At 58.2% G+C, this 15,155-nt stretch carries 21 protein-coding genes; 12 read left to right on the top strand and 9 right to left on the bottom strand.

Translation table 11 applies throughout. The features are described from left to right. Nucleotides 1–43 precede the first annotated feature (43 nt). Together VB672_RS07630 and VB672_RS07625 are read left to right on the top strand one after the other, a co-directional pair. Nucleotides 44–688: a hypothetical protein gene (locus VB672_RS07630; RefSeq protein WP_329783578.1), complete on the top strand. Its 645-nt coding sequence runs from the start codon at nt 44–46 to the stop codon at nt 686–688. Nucleotides 689–717: 29 nt separating this feature from the next. Beyond that, nucleotides 718–2,142 carry a pentapeptide repeat-containing protein gene (locus VB672_RS07625; RefSeq protein ID WP_329783577.1) on the top strand — a complete coding sequence of 475 codons (1,425 nt, stop codon included), beginning with the start codon at nt 718–720 and terminating at the stop codon, nt 2,140–2,142. An 890-nt stretch (nt 2,143–3,032) separates the two neighbouring features. On the opposite strand, the gene VB672_RS07620 is transcribed toward VB672_RS07625, so the two are convergent. Then, nucleotides 3,033–3,269 carry a hypothetical protein gene (locus tag VB672_RS07620; RefSeq protein WP_329783576.1) on the bottom strand — a complete coding sequence of 79 codons (237 nt, stop codon included), beginning with the start codon at nt 3,267–3,269 and terminating at the stop codon, nt 3,033–3,035. Nucleotides 3,270–3,289: 20 nt separating this feature from the next. On the opposite strand from VB672_RS07620, the gene VB672_RS07615 reads away from it, so the two are divergent. Continuing rightward, nucleotides 3,290–3,457, top strand: a complete 168-nt coding sequence (locus VB672_RS07615) for a hypothetical protein (protein WP_329783575.1) — start codon at nt 3,290–3,292, stop codon at nt 3,455–3,457. Between the two features lie 17 nt (nt 3,458–3,474). Here VB672_RS07615 and VB672_RS07610 read toward each other — a convergent pair whose 3' ends face one another. From VB672_RS07610 to VB672_RS07600, 3 genes are all read right to left on the bottom strand, one after another. Next, nucleotides 3,475–4,269, bottom strand: coding sequence for a hypothetical protein (locus tag VB672_RS07610; RefSeq protein ID WP_329783574.1), 795 nt, complete (start codon nt 4,267–4,269; stop codon nt 3,475–3,477). Nucleotides 4,270–4,617: 348 nt separating this feature from the next. Further along, nucleotides 4,618–5,205, bottom strand: coding sequence for a hypothetical protein (locus VB672_RS07605; RefSeq protein ID WP_329783573.1), 588 nt, complete (start codon nt 5,203–5,205; stop codon nt 4,618–4,620). A 10-nt stretch (nt 5,206–5,215) separates the two neighbouring features. Further along, nucleotides 5,216–5,446, bottom strand: a complete 231-nt coding sequence (locus tag VB672_RS07600; protein ID WP_329783572.1) for a helix-turn-helix transcriptional regulator — start codon at nt 5,444–5,446, stop codon at nt 5,216–5,218. A gap of 1,139 nt (nt 5,447–6,585) precedes the next feature. On the opposite strand from VB672_RS07600, the gene VB672_RS07595 reads away from it, so the two are divergent. From VB672_RS07595 to VB672_RS07565, 7 genes are all read left to right on the top strand, one after another. Continuing rightward, nucleotides 6,586–6,873, top strand: coding sequence for a hypothetical protein (locus VB672_RS07595; RefSeq protein ID WP_329783571.1), 288 nt, complete (start codon nt 6,586–6,588; stop codon nt 6,871–6,873). Between the two features lie 55 nt (nt 6,874–6,928). Beyond that, nucleotides 6,929–7,294, top strand: coding sequence for a hypothetical protein (locus tag VB672_RS07590; RefSeq protein WP_329783570.1), 366 nt, complete (start codon nt 6,929–6,931; stop codon nt 7,292–7,294). Between the two features lie 246 nt (nt 7,295–7,540). Next, a complete protein-coding gene (locus VB672_RS07585) occupies nt 7,541–8,005 on the top strand; it encodes a hypothetical protein (RefSeq protein ID WP_329783569.1) in 465 nt (154 codons plus the stop codon). A gap of 68 nt (nt 8,006–8,073) precedes the next feature. Continuing rightward, nucleotides 8,074–8,502, top strand: a complete 429-nt coding sequence (locus VB672_RS07580) for a hypothetical protein (RefSeq protein WP_329783568.1) — start codon at nt 8,074–8,076, stop codon at nt 8,500–8,502. Nucleotides 8,503–8,591: 89 nt separating this feature from the next. Further along, nucleotides 8,592–9,014: a hypothetical protein gene (locus tag VB672_RS07575; protein ID WP_329783567.1), complete on the top strand. Its 423-nt coding sequence runs from the start codon at nt 8,592–8,594 to the stop codon at nt 9,012–9,014. Between the two features lie 690 nt (nt 9,015–9,704). Next, nucleotides 9,705–9,995 (top strand): hypothetical protein, encoded by a 291-nt coding sequence (locus VB672_RS07570; protein WP_329783566.1) that lies wholly within the window; start codon nt 9,705–9,707, stop codon nt 9,993–9,995. Between the two features lie 127 nt (nt 9,996–10,122). Next, on the top strand, nt 10,123–10,677 hold the full coding sequence (locus tag VB672_RS07565) for a hypothetical protein (RefSeq protein ID WP_329783565.1): 555 nt from the start codon (nt 10,123–10,125) through the stop codon (nt 10,675–10,677). Between the two features lie 359 nt (nt 10,678–11,036). Here the strand turns inward: VB672_RS07565 and VB672_RS07560 are convergent, their stop codons facing one another. Continuing rightward, nucleotides 11,037–11,360, bottom strand: coding sequence for a hypothetical protein (locus VB672_RS07560; protein WP_329783564.1), 324 nt, complete (start codon nt 11,358–11,360; stop codon nt 11,037–11,039). 492 nt (nt 11,361–11,852) lie between these two features. Between VB672_RS07560 and VB672_RS07555 the strand changes: the two genes are divergently transcribed. Both VB672_RS07555 and VB672_RS07550 read left to right on the top strand, forming a co-directional pair. Further along, on the top strand, nt 11,853–12,554 hold the full coding sequence (locus tag VB672_RS07555) for a hypothetical protein (RefSeq protein WP_329783563.1): 702 nt from the start codon (nt 11,853–11,855) through the stop codon (nt 12,552–12,554). A 390-nt stretch (nt 12,555–12,944) separates the two neighbouring features. Next, nucleotides 12,945–13,100 (top strand): hypothetical protein, encoded by a 156-nt coding sequence (locus VB672_RS07550; protein WP_329783562.1) that lies wholly within the window; start codon nt 12,945–12,947, stop codon nt 13,098–13,100. Nucleotides 13,101–13,172: 72 nt separating this feature from the next. Here the strand turns inward: VB672_RS07550 and VB672_RS07545 are convergent, their stop codons facing one another. The 4 genes from VB672_RS07545 to VB672_RS07530 form a co-directional block, all read right to left on the bottom strand. Next, nucleotides 13,173–13,436: a hypothetical protein gene (locus VB672_RS07545; protein ID WP_329783561.1), complete on the bottom strand. Its 264-nt coding sequence runs from the start codon at nt 13,434–13,436 to the stop codon at nt 13,173–13,175. Between the two features lie 140 nt (nt 13,437–13,576). After that, the gene (locus tag VB672_RS07540; RefSeq protein WP_329783560.1) at nt 13,577–13,855 is read right to left on the bottom strand and encodes a hypothetical protein; all 279 of its coding nucleotides are present in this window, start codon (nt 13,853–13,855) and stop codon (nt 13,577–13,579) included. 546 nt (nt 13,856–14,401) lie between these two features. After that, entirely contained in the window at nt 14,402–14,809 is a 408-nt protein-coding gene (locus VB672_RS07535) for a helix-turn-helix domain-containing protein (protein WP_329783559.1), read from the bottom strand. Then, complete coding sequence (locus VB672_RS07530) at nt 14,806–15,111, bottom strand: DUF6074 family protein (protein ID WP_329783558.1); 306 nt, start codon at nt 15,109–15,111, stop codon at nt 14,806–14,808. Before VB672_RS07530 ends, VB672_RS07535 begins: the two co-directional genes overlap by 4 nt. Between the last annotated feature and the right edge of the window lie 44 nt (nt 15,112–15,155).

Genomic DNA, 15,155 nt, shown 5'->3' with positions numbered 1-15,155 from the left:
AGCGCGATGAAATTCTTGGCCGCTTCACTCAAGAGAAACTGACTTGCGGCAATTGTCCATGATACGGGAGTTCTGGCGCGAGCTCCGAGGGCCTGTCCATCCGCAAGATGCGGACGTCTTCGCCCGGCATCGTGACCATACCTTTGACCTTCGGTTCCCCCCGCCGGCCTTCATCGGCGACGTGGATCGCGCGCCGATTATGGTCCTCATGGCTAACGGCGGCTTTGATCCGGAAAGGACACCGCTCGAATTTCCTGACGAGAGCGCGGTCCGGACTTATCTCGACTGGCTTCACGATAGCGAAAACCCACCACCGCATACTCTGGCTCAATACTATCGCGCGAGAACGATCGGACCTTGGCTAGAACGGGGCGTCGCTGCGATTGTAAACGCCGTCGCGTACCGCTCGACCTCTCTCTCGAAAGAACCGAAAAACCGCAAGGTCGCGGAGCTTCTCCCCTCCGTTGTCATACATCGCAAATGGTTGAGAGATGAGCTACTCCCGGCAGCGCGAGAGGGGCGTCGCTTCGTTATCGTCCATCGGAACGGGATGTGGAAGGTCGATCGCTCTCAGGCCGGACCCGGCGTTTTGTTCTCGCCGAACTCGATTGGGGCCGATCCCGCTCGCATCACTCTCAATCAAGCGGCCGCCTGGCTCCAGAGCAGAGCCATCTCGCAATCGGCCTAAATCTTCGAACAAAATCCAGGTAACCAAGAATGCCCGAAGCAAATCAAAATCCCTGGTATCATCTGGCAACTCTCTATGGAGAGCCTGCAATTGGTGATGAAGACCTGCAAAGCAAAAATCGGACGGCTTGGAACCGCATTATGGCGAGTAGGCTCGGTGAGGAGGAGCGAGCGAAACTTGCCGCTGAGCGCCCCGACCTCGTTGAGAGTTTGAAGCCTTGTTCACCCAATGAGTGGCGATACTACAACCAAACTTTCAGAGAGCGCAGAGCGGAAGGCAATATGGTTCCCTATCTGGGGTTTAATTTAACCAATTTAGCCGACGCAATCGATTTGTCCGATTTAACCTTCGAGACAGCTGCGATCTTTTCCGGATTCATATTCCCTACCGAAGCGAACTTCCGTAAATCGATCTTCAATAAAGAAGCTATATTTTCAGACGCGATATTCATGGGAGAAGTAAATTTTAGCGAAGTTGACTTTCAGCAAGAGGTTAGCTTCGGGTCATCTATATTTTCTCGTCAGGTTAGCTTTAAGGATGCCACTTTCTCGAGGGCCCATTTTGATCGCGCCGTATTTAAGGATATAGCGACTTTCAGCGGAGCGGTCTTCAATGATTACGTTTGGTTCAAAAGAGGCACATTCCTTGAGATTGCTTCCTTCCGCGGAGTGAAATTTGCCGACGGCTGCGAGTTTTCGCGAGCGACGTTCTCTGGCACAGTGTACTTCAGCAAAGCTGAGTTCTCAGGTAGAGCTTATTTCGCAAATACAACCTTCTACGACCGCGCTCGTTTCGACAAAACAATGTTTAAGGACGGGGCCGACTTTGAAGATGCAACGTTCGGAGGTTCCGCGTCATTCGTGGATGCATCGCTAGAGGGTACGTCATCGTTCGCCGCGACGTTTGAGGCGGAGCCTCCCCAGTTTTTCGGTGCCAAGCTCCACGAGGGTACCAGCTGGTATGGAGCAAAATGGCCGACGAGGCCGAGGAACGAGCGTTATGCAGTCGAATTCGTTCATGCCTATGAGCGATTGAAGCTCGAAATGGATAAACTCAAAAAGCACGAAGACGAGCTTGGATTCTTCGTCCTGGAGATGAGGTCTCGTCAGGTCCTATATGGGCCTTGGAGCGGATTTTTCCTCTATATTTACGGGTTTCTCTCTGACTACGGTCGAAGCTACGCAAAGCCAACTTTGGCGTTGATCTTAACGGTCTTCCCTGGGGGAGTGCCTTACTGGATGTATTTGGGACCATTCAAACTCAAAAAGGCTGTTGGTCTAAGTCTAGCCAATACATTTGGCGTCTTTGGCTTTCGCAAAGATTTCGTCCCCACTCATCTGGTGGAAGGTTTGCCAGGTCTCCTAAAAATCTTCGCTGCGGCGCAAACTGTGGTTGGCGCAGCATTGATTTTCCTCTTCGGTTTGGCGTTGCGTAACCGCCTCCGAATGAAGTGAACCAATTTGGGTCGGATTGAACCATATGAAAAAACATTATGGGCCTATGCAGATTAGTATCTTTGCCGACGGCTATACTACTGCGAGCCTTACGAGTTGCGGCGTCTTGGACGGAATGGACAGCGAATACCTCGATGATCTCGGCCATAAGATGACCCTCGATCCTACGGAAGTCACTTGCGCAGCCTGCAAGCGAACTCGCGGGTTTAGAGACGCTCTCGCAACTTATGAAAGTACAGGCAAGCTTCCGCTGCTTGAAGCCAACGTGGTCCCGCGAATGAGGAACTCAGTTTATAAGAACGGTGGTACCTACGATATCGCGCGAAACAATAGGCTGCGAGCGTTCCTCAAAATGGATCCGGTTTACCCAGATCCGGAGAAAATACGAGGAATCTACGAGAACGAGCAGAAAATCCGCGCCGAATATTCCAAACGGAGAGGATGAGAGCGCGGTCGGCCAGCTCTCAAAGCTCGAGGACTACGGTTCATTCGAAAGGGCTATCGGGCTTTGCGGCGCCGATTGTCGCGAGATTTCGTCGAGTCTCAACGTGAATCTCCTCGATCCGAGCTTTCGCCTCGGCTTCGATCTCCATCGCTCGAGCGTAGTTTCCCTTGAGAGAAGCAGTCTCAAGCGCGCCTCCAACGCGGCGAAACACGCCGGCGCGGAGGAGTCTGTCGAAGGTTCTCGGGTGCAAGCCGAGAATGTTTCGCGCACCGATGCTCGAGACGAGCCGAGGGAGCGGTTTTTGAGCCTGGTTCATAGCCATTCCCCTACGAAGCGAACCGCGAAAATCGGAAACCGAGACACACTCGAAACCCGGGGCTCAAGGGACCCGCATAGGAGGAGGGGCGTTGTACGGTCCCTATAGGGGGTGGGGGTAGGGGGGCGCTCATCGCGCCCCCTCGACCAGCTTGTCGACGGATTCGGAGAGTCCGGTGGTTCGATTGAAGCTGTTGGCCTTTGCTGCGCTCGCGATCGCCTCGACAACCTCCGAGGCGGAGAGAGACGGAGCATCAAGCGCCAGGCGCGCGGCCGCGACCTCGAGGCCAAAGACGCGCCGATTGCTCATGATCTGGCGGAGGCGAGCATTATCCGCCTGAATGGAGGCGTTAGTCTTTGCAGTCATGGTTTTCTCCTTGGGGCGGAGTGGTCGCGCCTCTTTCTGCCGGCCGATCGTTCGTCCCGGGACGATCTGGCCTCAATGGTGAGGAGGCGGAGGGGGAGGAGCTCGCCGTCGATCTCGACCAGGCGACGCTCGGCGACGAGAAACTGGCCGCGGTGCATGGGGCCGATCTCGACGCGGATAGGAGTTGAGGAGGGTCGGCGCCGGTTCATCGCGCGGGCTCCATGAATGAGCGGGAGCGAAGGAGCTCCATCGCCGCAATCGCGGGGAGGGGGAGAGATCTGAGTTCGTCAACGATCGAGAGCGAGGCGCGAGAGGCGGGGGTTCCCTTGAGGGGAACTCCCTCCCGTCGTGAGACAAATTCGTCGGACGGTGTAGGTATCAGAACCGAAGGTTCTTTTATGGCCGAGGAAACTGTCTCATGAGACGCGGATCCGGCCGTTTCGAGCGTCTTTTGTTGGCGATACCACGTCGCACGAGAGACGCCGGCGGCCTCCCATGGTTTAGAGGCTGAGAGGGACCGATCGCGCGGCGTCGCGCCGTTCTCGAGGCGCTTCCGCTTCTGGTACTCGCGATCCTTTGCCTTTCGCTCGGCCGCCCGTTTGCGCTTGCTATTGTCGATCGCCCCGATCGTCCGGATCCGGAGCCGCGTCCTCTCCTCGTCGGAGAGCTCGAGTAGCCGTCCGAGAGCGTCGGCCTTGAGATGCCGCGGCCGCGCTAGGTGCTGTGCAGCGAGCTCCTCAACCCACGTGGCGGCACAATCGGCGAGGAGCGCCGGCGTCCAGAGCTCGGCCCATGAGAGCGCGAGGCCTGGTCCGATTGCTCGTCCTTTCAGCTCGAGGATCGACGGCAGAGCGCCGCGGAAACAACGCTCCTCCTCTGCGACGAGGGTCGCGCCGGCGAAACCAGCGCCGCGACGATCCTCGAGGAGCTTTCGGATCGACGCGAGCCGGAGGGTCGAAATCAGCGGCTGCGGCCGCTTGGCGTTGCTGGTCTTAGGCATGAGGCGAGCTCCCTTCAATCGGGAGCTCGAGCTTTCTCGCCTCGATTAACCTCGCGTCGAGAACGTTACGGAGGCGATCGGCGGCCTCGAGTGAGAGGACGAGCGTCCGCGGTTTCCGATCGTCGGGAATGTGGAGCGAGATCCCGGGCTCTGTGCCGGAGCGGATCCAAAGGCGCGCCTTGATCCCATGGCGCTTGTTTGTCGGGTTCGACATGAGGGAGACCTCAAAGGTTGAGATATGCCGGCCGTTGAAACGAACCGGCGCTCTGAAAGGGAGGAGGCGCCGGCCCATGATCGAGCGGCTGGCGCCTGGCGCGGGAGATCGGAGAAAACTCCCGCGCGATCGGATCATTGGATCGTGTTCCGCGGCCAGAAATTGAGGTCGCCGCCGACCAGGCCGGGAAGGTTCACGGTCTGCGCCAGAGGGAGGACCGCTTCCGATCGAGGAGGCCGGCGAACGACCCACTCCGTATCGGTCAGGGGAGAGGCGCCAGGCGGGAGCCGTCGGTTGGCCTCCGCGGTCCGGAGCTCGAGAGCCTTAATCCGCTCGATCCCTTTCGCGATCGCCTCGGCGTGGCGTGAATACTCGTCGCGGAGCCAGGCCTCGACGGCGTCCCTCTCGCGGATTGTCTCGTCGTAAAACTTGCGGTTAGCGGTCTCGACCTGGCGCTCTGCGGCCGCGGCGACCTGGCGCTCGAGCTCCGCAATCACGGCGTCCGCTCGATCGTGCTGGCGCCAGGCCGCGGCAATCGCTTGGTCATGTTTCGCGATCGTCTCGTCGTCGGCTGTAAGGAGGAGTTTCTCGCGCTCGCCGACCAGGCGCTCAGCCTCTGCGGCGATCCGGAACCGCTCGAGCCTCGCATTGGCGATCGCTTGGTCGAGATCGACAGTCTTTGGCGTTTTGCCGGAGGGGAGGAGCTTTCGGAGATCCATCATCGGCGCCTCCTCAAGCCGCCTGGCTGGGCGACGGGCGCCGACCGGCTTCGAGATAGGTCTCGAGATCGGCCTCCGGATAACGGACGCCGTTTCCGATCTTGATGAACGGAGGACCTATTCGCTTGCTCCGCCAGAGGGTGAGCGTGCTGACGGATACGCGGAGGATCTCCGCAACTTCTTTGTCTCGGAGCAGAGCTCCGCGAGGCGCGCGCGGACGCGCGGACGCACCTTCGGCGTTCATTGAACGTCTCCCTAGTTGGGACAGATGGGGGGATGTAGGGGAGATTTTCGAGGTTATGTCGCGCGCTGGCCTGGTCGGCTCTGCGTAGGAATAGAGCTAATTAGATTTTGCTCGACCGGCTAGAGGGTCAATGCTTGAATTTGTCGGGAATATAGACTCTGAAAGGCCTTGAGAGCTTCGGAGAGTTTCCGATTTTACGATCCAACGGTTTCCGATCTTTAATCCGGCGCCTCGATTACTGCGAGAAAGTGATTCAAATTCATACAATTAGCCGACGGTCGATCCTGAGATCGCCGCCGGCGTTTGAGAGCCGATCCGCGCTCCTCAAGCGGGATCCGGCGCAATTAGATGCCAGAGGGCCGGCTTACAACCCCTTGTGGATAAGGGTTCTGATAAGAGACCGCGACGCGCGCCAACCCTCAAAGGGAGATCACGCCGAGAGTGAACGATTACCAATCGGCGTTGGCTTGCTTTAGGCGATTTCGTCATGATGGATTTCAGGAGGATCGAGAGCCGGAGGGTCGATCCGTGGCTCTCCAATGCATCCGAGTTTTACGATCGCAGTTGCTAGGGTCGCGAAACGATAAGCAAACTCGATCCAGTTCGGCCGCCGGTCAGGCGGCTTGCGCCTTTTTGCCCTACCACTTTTGTTCGGGCGTGTGTTAGCGTCACGGCGATTACTTCTTGCCATGCGGGTTTCCTTTCGTGGCCGAGTGATCCGTCCCTGGGAGAGGCCGAGGTTTGCCGACGGAGGCCTCTCCCAGGGAATTTTGTTTCGGCTCCCTAGATGCAAACACGCGCGAGCCCGGACAGCAAGACAAAGACTCATGCTTGGCAAAAAGACGCACCTAGAGCGGGTTTTTCCTAGGTTTTATGGAGCAATGAGCGGAACCCGCGCCTGTAGCCGTCGCCTCCCCTGCGCTTAACGCCGACCGGAATCCTATGAGCTCTGATCGCTCGACTTTGAACGACCTGTGAGGGTCGCGGTCTATCCAGGCGAGGCCTCGAGGAGCTCCGGCGCCTGTTCTAGCCGTCGGCCGGTTCCGGAACGGAGTTAAGCTCGAAGAACAAGCTTGAAGGTCAGCGCGCACAATCAGTAGCCCTTTAACGACACTTGATTCGATCAAAGGGAGGCCAGGGTGACGCGCGAGTTTAAGATTGGCGATTTGGTTCGATATGACTTTGACGAAATAATTTCCGAGGAAGGCTACGTGATCGGCCATGCTCCCGATCCCTTCGATCCAGACAACGGCGAGGTTTATCTGATCATCGCGGCTGACGCTTGGCACGCTGATCTAAGGGACCTCGAGGCGCTGACGTTCCTATCCGAGGGGCATATCGAGACCGCCTATCGCCTGCGGGAGCGGTGGAAGGATAGCCCGTTCGCTCAACTGCTCCCCCTCCCCGAGGCTCCCGCGCGCGCCTGAAAACCCGCTGCGAATTTCCGATAAGGCCGTGTGTGGAACGATCAACATGAGAGTAATGGCTGTGATCGTCGGGGCAGTCGTCGCGTATGCCTCTTACTACGCTGTTGTTCAAAACACCTGCAAGGTGGATCCACCAATCACTGACAGTGCAGCTGCCATAGAGAATGTGAAATGGAAGATTTACGCTCTAGTTTCGCATTATTATGATGGCAGGCATATTAAGTCACAAGAAGAACTTGATGAAATAATTGCCTGCGCAACTTGCGTAAAAGCTATCTATGGACATATCGGCATTCTAAAGCGGGGCTGGAATATTAGCTTTTATTACAAATCACCAGATAGCTATGCCTATGATGCGTCCATCACAACAGACCGGTGCGGTAAAATATTGGACTCTGGTGTAACCAATTGGGGTCCGTAGATGCGGAAAATCGTCCGCGAATTTCCGATAACCTCGATTATGGAACGCGTCTTAAAGTGTTCGGAGCGTATTCGGGGCCGTTCTGGCGCGCCGCCCGCGCCTATGCAGTAAAACGTGGTCAAACTGGCGGCTGGGCGAACGAGCCAATACTCGAAACTATTATCTATCCGGACCGGCTTGTCTCCTCCCCTAGGATAGGGATAATGCCCCGCAAACTTGGCCTTTAAGCCGAGAAGGGGGCGTTCAGTGACAGACTCCACAGACCGGTTCTTAGACCGGTTCGTTATAGGGATATTGTTTTGTGCCGCTCTGATGGGAGCGTGGTTATTCTTCGGGCCGAGCCTGTGGGCCAGTCCGGAACCGAAGGAGAGCCAGAAGGAGACAAACGTCGACGATCCCGCGGCGAAGGTTCAGGTCAAGGTTATGATTGACTTGGCAGCGTGCCCCAAGTCTTCTCCCCTTATTGTTGAGATCATAAACGGTTCGGAGAAGGCAATCGATTATACGCGTTTTCAGATCCAAGCACGTAAGCCAAACTACAGCACTCATATTTTCTTGGCACAAACGGGTTTTGGCACAGACCGGATCATTAAGCCGAACGAACGATGGGTGGAATGTCAGGAATTCAGCGCGCTTGTTTCTGATGACGAATTTCCAAAGCTCATATTGAAAGCATATGACGTGAGGCTGGGTTTCTCCGAAAACGAATAGGTAGCGCCTCCGCCGGCGAGGATTGCGACCTGAGAACCGTTCGCGATAATCGAGCCGGGGGGCTTCACATGAGAGTGACGACAATCGCGCTCGGCGCGGTCCTATTGCTCGGCGCAACGCCGGCGATTGCTGAGGGCGAGCTCTATCGCTGCTCCGCGCGAAATGTATCCGCGTTTGCGGACGACGGAACGCTCGGCCAGTTTAACAACGACTTCTGGACCAAGCGTTGGACCGACGTCCTCGTCGATACCGCAACCGGCCTTATTCGATGGAGTGGCCAAGGCGTGTCCGCTGGCTCCTCCGCTCAATGGGTCGTGATCCAGAACGGATCGAGCAACGGTGACTTCGTGGCGTCGCGACAGGCGAACCTCAGATCTGCATCAACGGACGTTCTCCGCATACGAGCGTGGTCCATCGATCCAAGCGTTCACAGTGTTCGGTTCATCTATTTCGGCCTATCTATGATTGTAACCGGCGTCTGCGAGCCGGTTCAATAATCTCGACGCGGCGTCCGTCCAGCGGCTCCGCCGGCACCTAGCGGCCGACGGAGCTCCTCCGGCGAGGATCGCGGCTTAAGGGGAGCTCCGTGTCCGCACTGATCTATTGGGCCACGTTCTCAAACGGCTATACGATGACGATCGATAGCCGAAAGCCCTACACGTACGCGTGGGCTGTGTTCGTCGATGGCCAGAGGGTCCGCTCCGGATGGTCCGCCCTGTATGACAATGCGGTCGAAACCGCGCAGGCCTCGGTTAAGCGGGAGACTAGCGAGGCGGAACTCGAGGCTCTCACAAAACCGCTCCGGCTAGGGAAGCCACGTCAAAAGCATCCTATGCACAAGCGCCTTAAGGCCGCCCCTCAGGCCGCGAGCTCAACTCAGTTTAGCCGTTGGCAGGAGAAGAAACTGGCCGCCGCAGGAGGGATTGAGAGTCTACGTTTCCGGATCGCGGGGATGAAAGCGCGCGTTCATTATGAGGTTGTGCCGGCTAAGATCGGGACTGAGATCTAGTTGGCCGGCGCCGACGACCATCTCCCGCCTTCGTCGTTGGCGTCCTCAAATGGTAAGTCAGAGCGGATCGTTGCCTGAGATCCGTTAACCCGCCTCAAACCGAATCTCCCGGATCGTATCGCCGTACAGTCGTAATTCCGCAAGCGCGGATTTCTTAAAAGACGATCCATGATCCTCCGTATGCTCTCGCAGAAGAGCGGAGTCGGTCTGCAGCCGGGAGGATCTCCGATTGATGGAACGCCAGGTCCAGAGCGCAATCCGCGTCCTTGAGGCGATCTGCTTTCTCGATCGAGCTCTAGCCTCGGGCTCTCGCTACAAGGCGACGGAGGATGGCCTTCGGCGGAAACCGATCCTGTTCCAATTCGGCTCCGACTATGCTCAGGCCATTATCGCCTCGAACAACTGTGCTGCCGTGGCGCGTGGCGGCCGTTCTAGCTTTCGGAGGTCGATTGTACGGTCTCAGGCTCCGCGACCGTCCCTGGCCGCTTTTTCGAGCTCCTCGCCTAAGTGTCCTAAAAGCGAGAGCGAATCGGAATTCCCTGTGCTTATGAGACAGTTAGAGAAAAGCGGCCTTCCTCCATCGGCCTTTGAGCCAAACCCTCGCCTCGAGGACGCATTGGAGCGGCTGTGGAGAGGGGTTCTCGGCAAAGACGGGGACGTCTAACGGCGCCGGCGGAGTGAGATTCGGGAATGTCGATCTACTGGAAAAGAACCGCCGACGAATATCCGGACGGCGGATATGGTCCCGACTGGTTCATGGCGTTCGATCCGGAGGTACGGTTCCCGCGCTTTCACATGGAGACGGGTGACGAGACGACCGGCAACGTTCACCGGATAGAACGTTCACCGGATAGAGGGCGGACCTCAATCCGGACATTGGCAATGGTCGACGACCGTCTCTCTGCCTGGGCCGCGCTATGGTGGCCGGCCGACGAATGGAACCGAACCGACCAGAGGCGCGGCCGGCCGGCGCGTCATTGAGGCATATCGGGACTATCTCTCGACGCGGCCGGATCAGCACCCGCGATTTCCAGAGACGATAGGATCAAGCGGATAAAGTTTTCGGCAAAGCCGGGGCGGGTAAGGAAAGGGCGGAGCGAGATTCGTGATGAATGAGGCCACGTTACGTTTGTTGGAAGTTGCCGGGAGTTGGCTGTCCGGGGTCGGAACTCTCCTTGCGGTCGTCGTTTCGTTGCACCTGGCGAGACAGCAAACCGCTATAAAGCTCGCGGTTCGAGCGGGTCTCAGGATCGTTGTAACTCCTGGCGAAAAAGAAACTCCGGAGTTCGTCGCGGTGCGCGTTGTGAACCTCGGCCAACAACCCGTCATTATTACAAGTGTAGGATGGCGGTGGGGTATCTTCCGGAAGCAATACGCATTTCAGACGCTTCACCAGATAGGCCTCGGCCAGGTGCCGCCGATACAACTCACAACAGGCCAAGAAGCTAACTTCTTCGTCCCTTTGGATCGGGGATGGATGAAGAGAATGGCCGGAGAGCTAGATCCGAACTTTCCGAAGCTCGCGGCTTGGATGATGCGAGTTCAGGTCTCGACGAGTGTCGGCAAGATCATAACCAGGCCTCTCGAGCCAGGCCTGAGAAAGAAGCTCGCGGAGACTCGCGCGAAAATCCCCAACGAGAGCGATAAGCTGCGCGATGCCTGACGATCGCTCGCCGATCCGTCATCATCTCGTTTTGCATCGGCGAGAGCCGGAGCTTTCGTCGCTATCTCGCGAGAGTTGCGTCGATGGCGCGCTGTAAATCGCCGTTAGTCTAGCCGACATAACAAACGCGTAAGGGCTGCTCCCGCGGCCACTGGCGGCCGTTAAGGGCTCGCTAGGTGAAACGGCCGCGGAAACACTCCGCGGCCGTCCTTGGTCAAATTTTAGGCCTTGGCACCAGGGAACACGATGTTCCCTAACGGCTCTCCCTCGAGCGGCGCCGGGACGATCACCAGCGATCCCGACAATGCAAAAGAAAGGCCCGACGAGCGGGCCATGAAGTAAGTGGGGAGGGGGAGCGGTCAGATGATCAGCCACCAGATCCAACGCTTGGACTTAGTGAACATCATCCCGCCGGGATGATCGATCGGAAGGTCGACTTCCGACTTGGGGAAGCTCGGCGTCAGGCTCGTCACCGCCGCGCCGCTGCGGGAGCTGCCGCCCAGGAAGAAGAGGATGAGGATAGCCTGTTTCTGGGTGGCGAACGGGGGCTCGATCGCTTCGTGAACGTGCACGTGCGGATCCTGGAGGAGAGGGGTCGAGACTGCCGCCTCGGCGGAGGCGGAGACGAAGGAGGTCGCGGCGAAGATAGCTGGGGCCAGAGGGATGAGGAAGCGGCGTTTCATGTAGTATCTCCATCAACAAGGCGTGGACAACAAAGGGTGGACGGAGAGGAGACGGCGGGCAGGCCTCTCGGTTACAGATTGTGAAAGCCAGCTTTCGCTTTATTGCCTATATTCCTATATCGCAGCATGGACGGATGCGCGCTCGGGATTGGCCGAGATGCTTCTTCAACTCGTTATCCGCATAGATCGAGGATACGAACGCGGGCGATCCGATCGTCTTAATGGCGGCGAGATTGGCGAGGCCTGGAGCGATTGCACTGGAGAGCTTCGGCGAATGATCTCGGCCTCCGCAGTTTGACCGTAGGTGGCCGCGGAGCTCTTTCCGCTCCGTTCCCCTCTCGAGAGCTCTCGTTAGGTATTGCGCTCCATGCCGACCACTAGGGTTAAACAGAATGTGATTACACTTTTTGCGTCCATTCCAAACTTGGGCGCGTTGGTTCGCATAAGGGAAGTTGCGTTTGGAGTTTCCAGGGGCTTCAACAGAGGCGGGACATGATGGATCACTCGGTTCAACCGGTTTGGTTCCGTTCAGACGAGATAGGCCAGTCGAAGGAACAGGCACTCCCGAAGTACCTCCCGGACCACTTCCCAGACTTCCTAAAAAAAGATCCAAAGCCGGCGAAAGGGCTCGGCTACGTTGCATACTCGGCTTTCTGGCTCCTCGGCGAAGCCCACCAGCGGGTCCTCGAGTACGTCTATCCCAAATTCGTGCTTAAGAAGGAGAACGAGAAGGGCAAGGACAGGGAGCTGCCCAGGCACGTCTACCTGATGCCGATCGCCATCGCCCTATTCGAAAGCGAGGAAGGTAAGCACCCACTCAACAAGGAACTGGTTGAGTTCTACGGTGACAGATTTCTCAAAAGGGATATGGGCCTCCGGCCGTTGGAAAAGGAGGCGATCACTCCCCAGGCGTTCAACCCCTACATCGATTACGCCCTCCGGGCGCGCTACATCTCGCGCATTCAGCTGGCCGACCGTCGTCGGCGTTACCTGTGCTTGGTCGATTGGCAGCAGAACAAGCTCGCGGAGTTCGAGACCATCGTACCGAAACTCTCTGGGGCAGTCACCGCAGGCCTCGCGGATCCCGCCACTATCAAGAAGATGGGAGCTCCGGCGTTCGTCTCCTCGATCTATGCCGACGACGAGCTGAGGAAGCACCTCGGCCGCAATCCGGCGCCCCCGCCATCCATGTAGGATCGCTTTCCTTAATACGAAAGCTGGGTTTCACTACCTGTAACAAGTCAGCCCGTCCGCCGTCTCCTCTCCGTCAACCCTATGTTGATGGAGACACTTCCTCTGACCACCACCGTACGCAAAGCGGGAAACCGCGAGCGCGTAATCATCAACCACCATCTACAAGGAAACTGAATATGATCTTCAAGTCTCTTCCCAAAAAGGTAAGCGCCCTCGTCCTCGGGGCTCTGGTTCTCGCCTCGACCACGGCGCTTCCCCTCGGGGCAGCCCAAGCGGCTTCGTGCAACTTCTGCTGCCGTGTCATTATCGTTTGCGGCCCGACCAAATAAGCGGACTCCTTCCCTTCTAAAGCCCGGCCAAGTGCCGGGCTTTTTTCTCTGGGAGAATAGCATGCCGTTCTATAGAGATCCGAGCGAACTTCTCGACCTGAAACTCATGCGCAAGCTGGCGGAGCTCGAAGATATGCTTCGAACAGAACGCGATCCCGAAAGAAGGAAGCGACTCGAGGAGATGATCGAACGTCTGCGTAAAGATCTTGGATACTAACCACGTAAGGGGCCGGTCGAAATCATTGACCGGCCCCTGGCATTCTCAGAGGCTTCCGCGACCATCCCCTACTCAATTCTCGAGGCCTTCTCCAATCACGGCTAGGCGCCGGCGGGTCTCGTCTTTAATCGCGTTGATCTGCGCTTTCGCCTCGGCCTCGATCTCGATCGCCCGGGCGTAGTTTTCCTTAAGAGAGGCGGCCTCGAGAGCGCCTCCAACCTGGCGAAAGACGCCGGCGCGGAGGAGCCTGTCGAATGTCTGAGGATGGAGGTCAAGAATGTTCCGCGCGCCGACGCTTGAGACGAGCCGAGGGAGCGGTTTAGAGGCCTCGCTCATGGCGCCCTCCGACGAAACGAAAGCCGAAAATCGGAAACCGAGATACGCTCAACTATCGGGGTTGCGCGCGCCCGCACCCCTCGAGGGCGTTTGTACGGTCCCTAAAGGGATGGGGCGCGGTCAGCGCGCCGCGTTCCGAGCTAATGCATTCCTTCAAAAAGATCGCCTTGAGCTTGTCTTAAGCTCCTTGTCCCATGCTTCGCGATCACGTCGTCGATTGCTGCCGAGAGGCCGGCCGTCCTGTTGAATCCATTGGCCGCTGCGGCGTTCGCGACACTCTCGACGACTTGCTCGGCCGAGAGGGACGGAGAGCCGAGGGCCAGTGTTGCGGCCGCGACCTCGAGGCCAAGGATACGAGGGTCGCTCATCACGCGGCGGAGACGTTCGTTCTCGGCCTGAATGGAAGCGTTGGCGGTCATGGTTTTCTCCTGGGGGCGGTGGGATTAGGCCTCGAACGGAGGCCGGCCGATCGTTCGCCCCGGGGGCGATCGGTTTCGATTGTGAGGAGACGGAGAGGGAGGACCTCACCGTCGATCTCAACCAGGCGACGCTCGGCGACGAGGACCTGGTCGCGGTGTATGGGGCCGAGCTCGACGCGGTCTCGCGCGTGGAGGCTCGACCTTAAATCGGTGCTCATATGGCGCTCCTGCTGATGATGAGGACGAGGAGCGTCCGTCTCGCTCCCTATTCCAGGTCATTGCTCGACCTGGCGGACAGTCTCAGTCGGTGAAGGTGAAGCGGAGAGCGTTGGATCGTTCGGAGCCTCTCCGGCGGTACGGGAGGTGCGGGGCGCGCCCTTGAGGGGCGCCCCCCATCCCGCGAGCTCGAGAGACGTCGGCGGAATGATCCCGACAGGAACGCTCGTCATAAAGCGGCGAGGTTGGGAGGTTTGTATAGTAAGTGGGTAGTGGCTACTCAGAGTAGCCATTTTCCAGCGGGGAAAGCCGGCGTGAAAAATGGCTAGGCTAGTAGCCATTTTCGGTGTCCGGAAAGCGGAGAAAGTAGCGGTTTGTTTTGGTCCGTCCCTTCTCCGGAATGTACTCGACGTAACGGGTCTCCTCGAGGCGCTTAATCGCCTGGCGGACGCCGGCTCGGCTCGCGTTGAGCAAGGTCGAGAGCCGCTCTTGAGACGGCCAGGCGCAGCCCTTTTCCTCGTCGTAGTGGTCGGCGAGGATGATCGCCGCCTGGACGGCCAGAGCGGTGAGGTTTCTCTCGCCGGCGATCCGGAGCAACCAGCGAACCTTGAACGGAGCCGGCTTGGCCGAGGGCTTTCGAGCTCGAGCCCTGCCGGCCGTTGCCGACGGCGCTGGGGCTTTGGTGAACTCGTCGATATCCAGAATGGGATCAGCGTTGAGGAGAGCGGCGGGTTTCATGCCTTGCTCCCTTCCTCGGAGAAGATCGCCGCCAGGCGGACCGCGATCGCTTGCTCGACCGCTTTAAGCTCGAGGGCGACGAGCTCGAGCGGAATCCCTTGGCGGAGGCGCTTTTTCTTGAGAGGGCCGAGCTCTCTCCTCCGGAACAGGTTGGCTCGCTCGTCACTCGGCGGGATCGCCAGGAAGCGGTCGACCAGGCGCTCGACGAGCTTGCGATTGAGCGCGAGCGGGAATGGATAAACGCTCGCCTTTGCCTGGCGTGGGAAGGACCTCGGCGCCAAATCGGTTCGGTCGGTTCTCATGCGGTTTCTCGTTAGAGGGAAAGGAAACGGCGGGGACCGCATGG

This window comes from Microvirga sp. CF3016, assembly GCF_036314085.1.
Taxonomy (GTDB): domain Bacteria; phylum Pseudomonadota; class Alphaproteobacteria; order Rhizobiales; family Beijerinckiaceae; genus Microvirga.
This window is presented reverse-complemented; position numbering and strand designations above follow the sequence as displayed.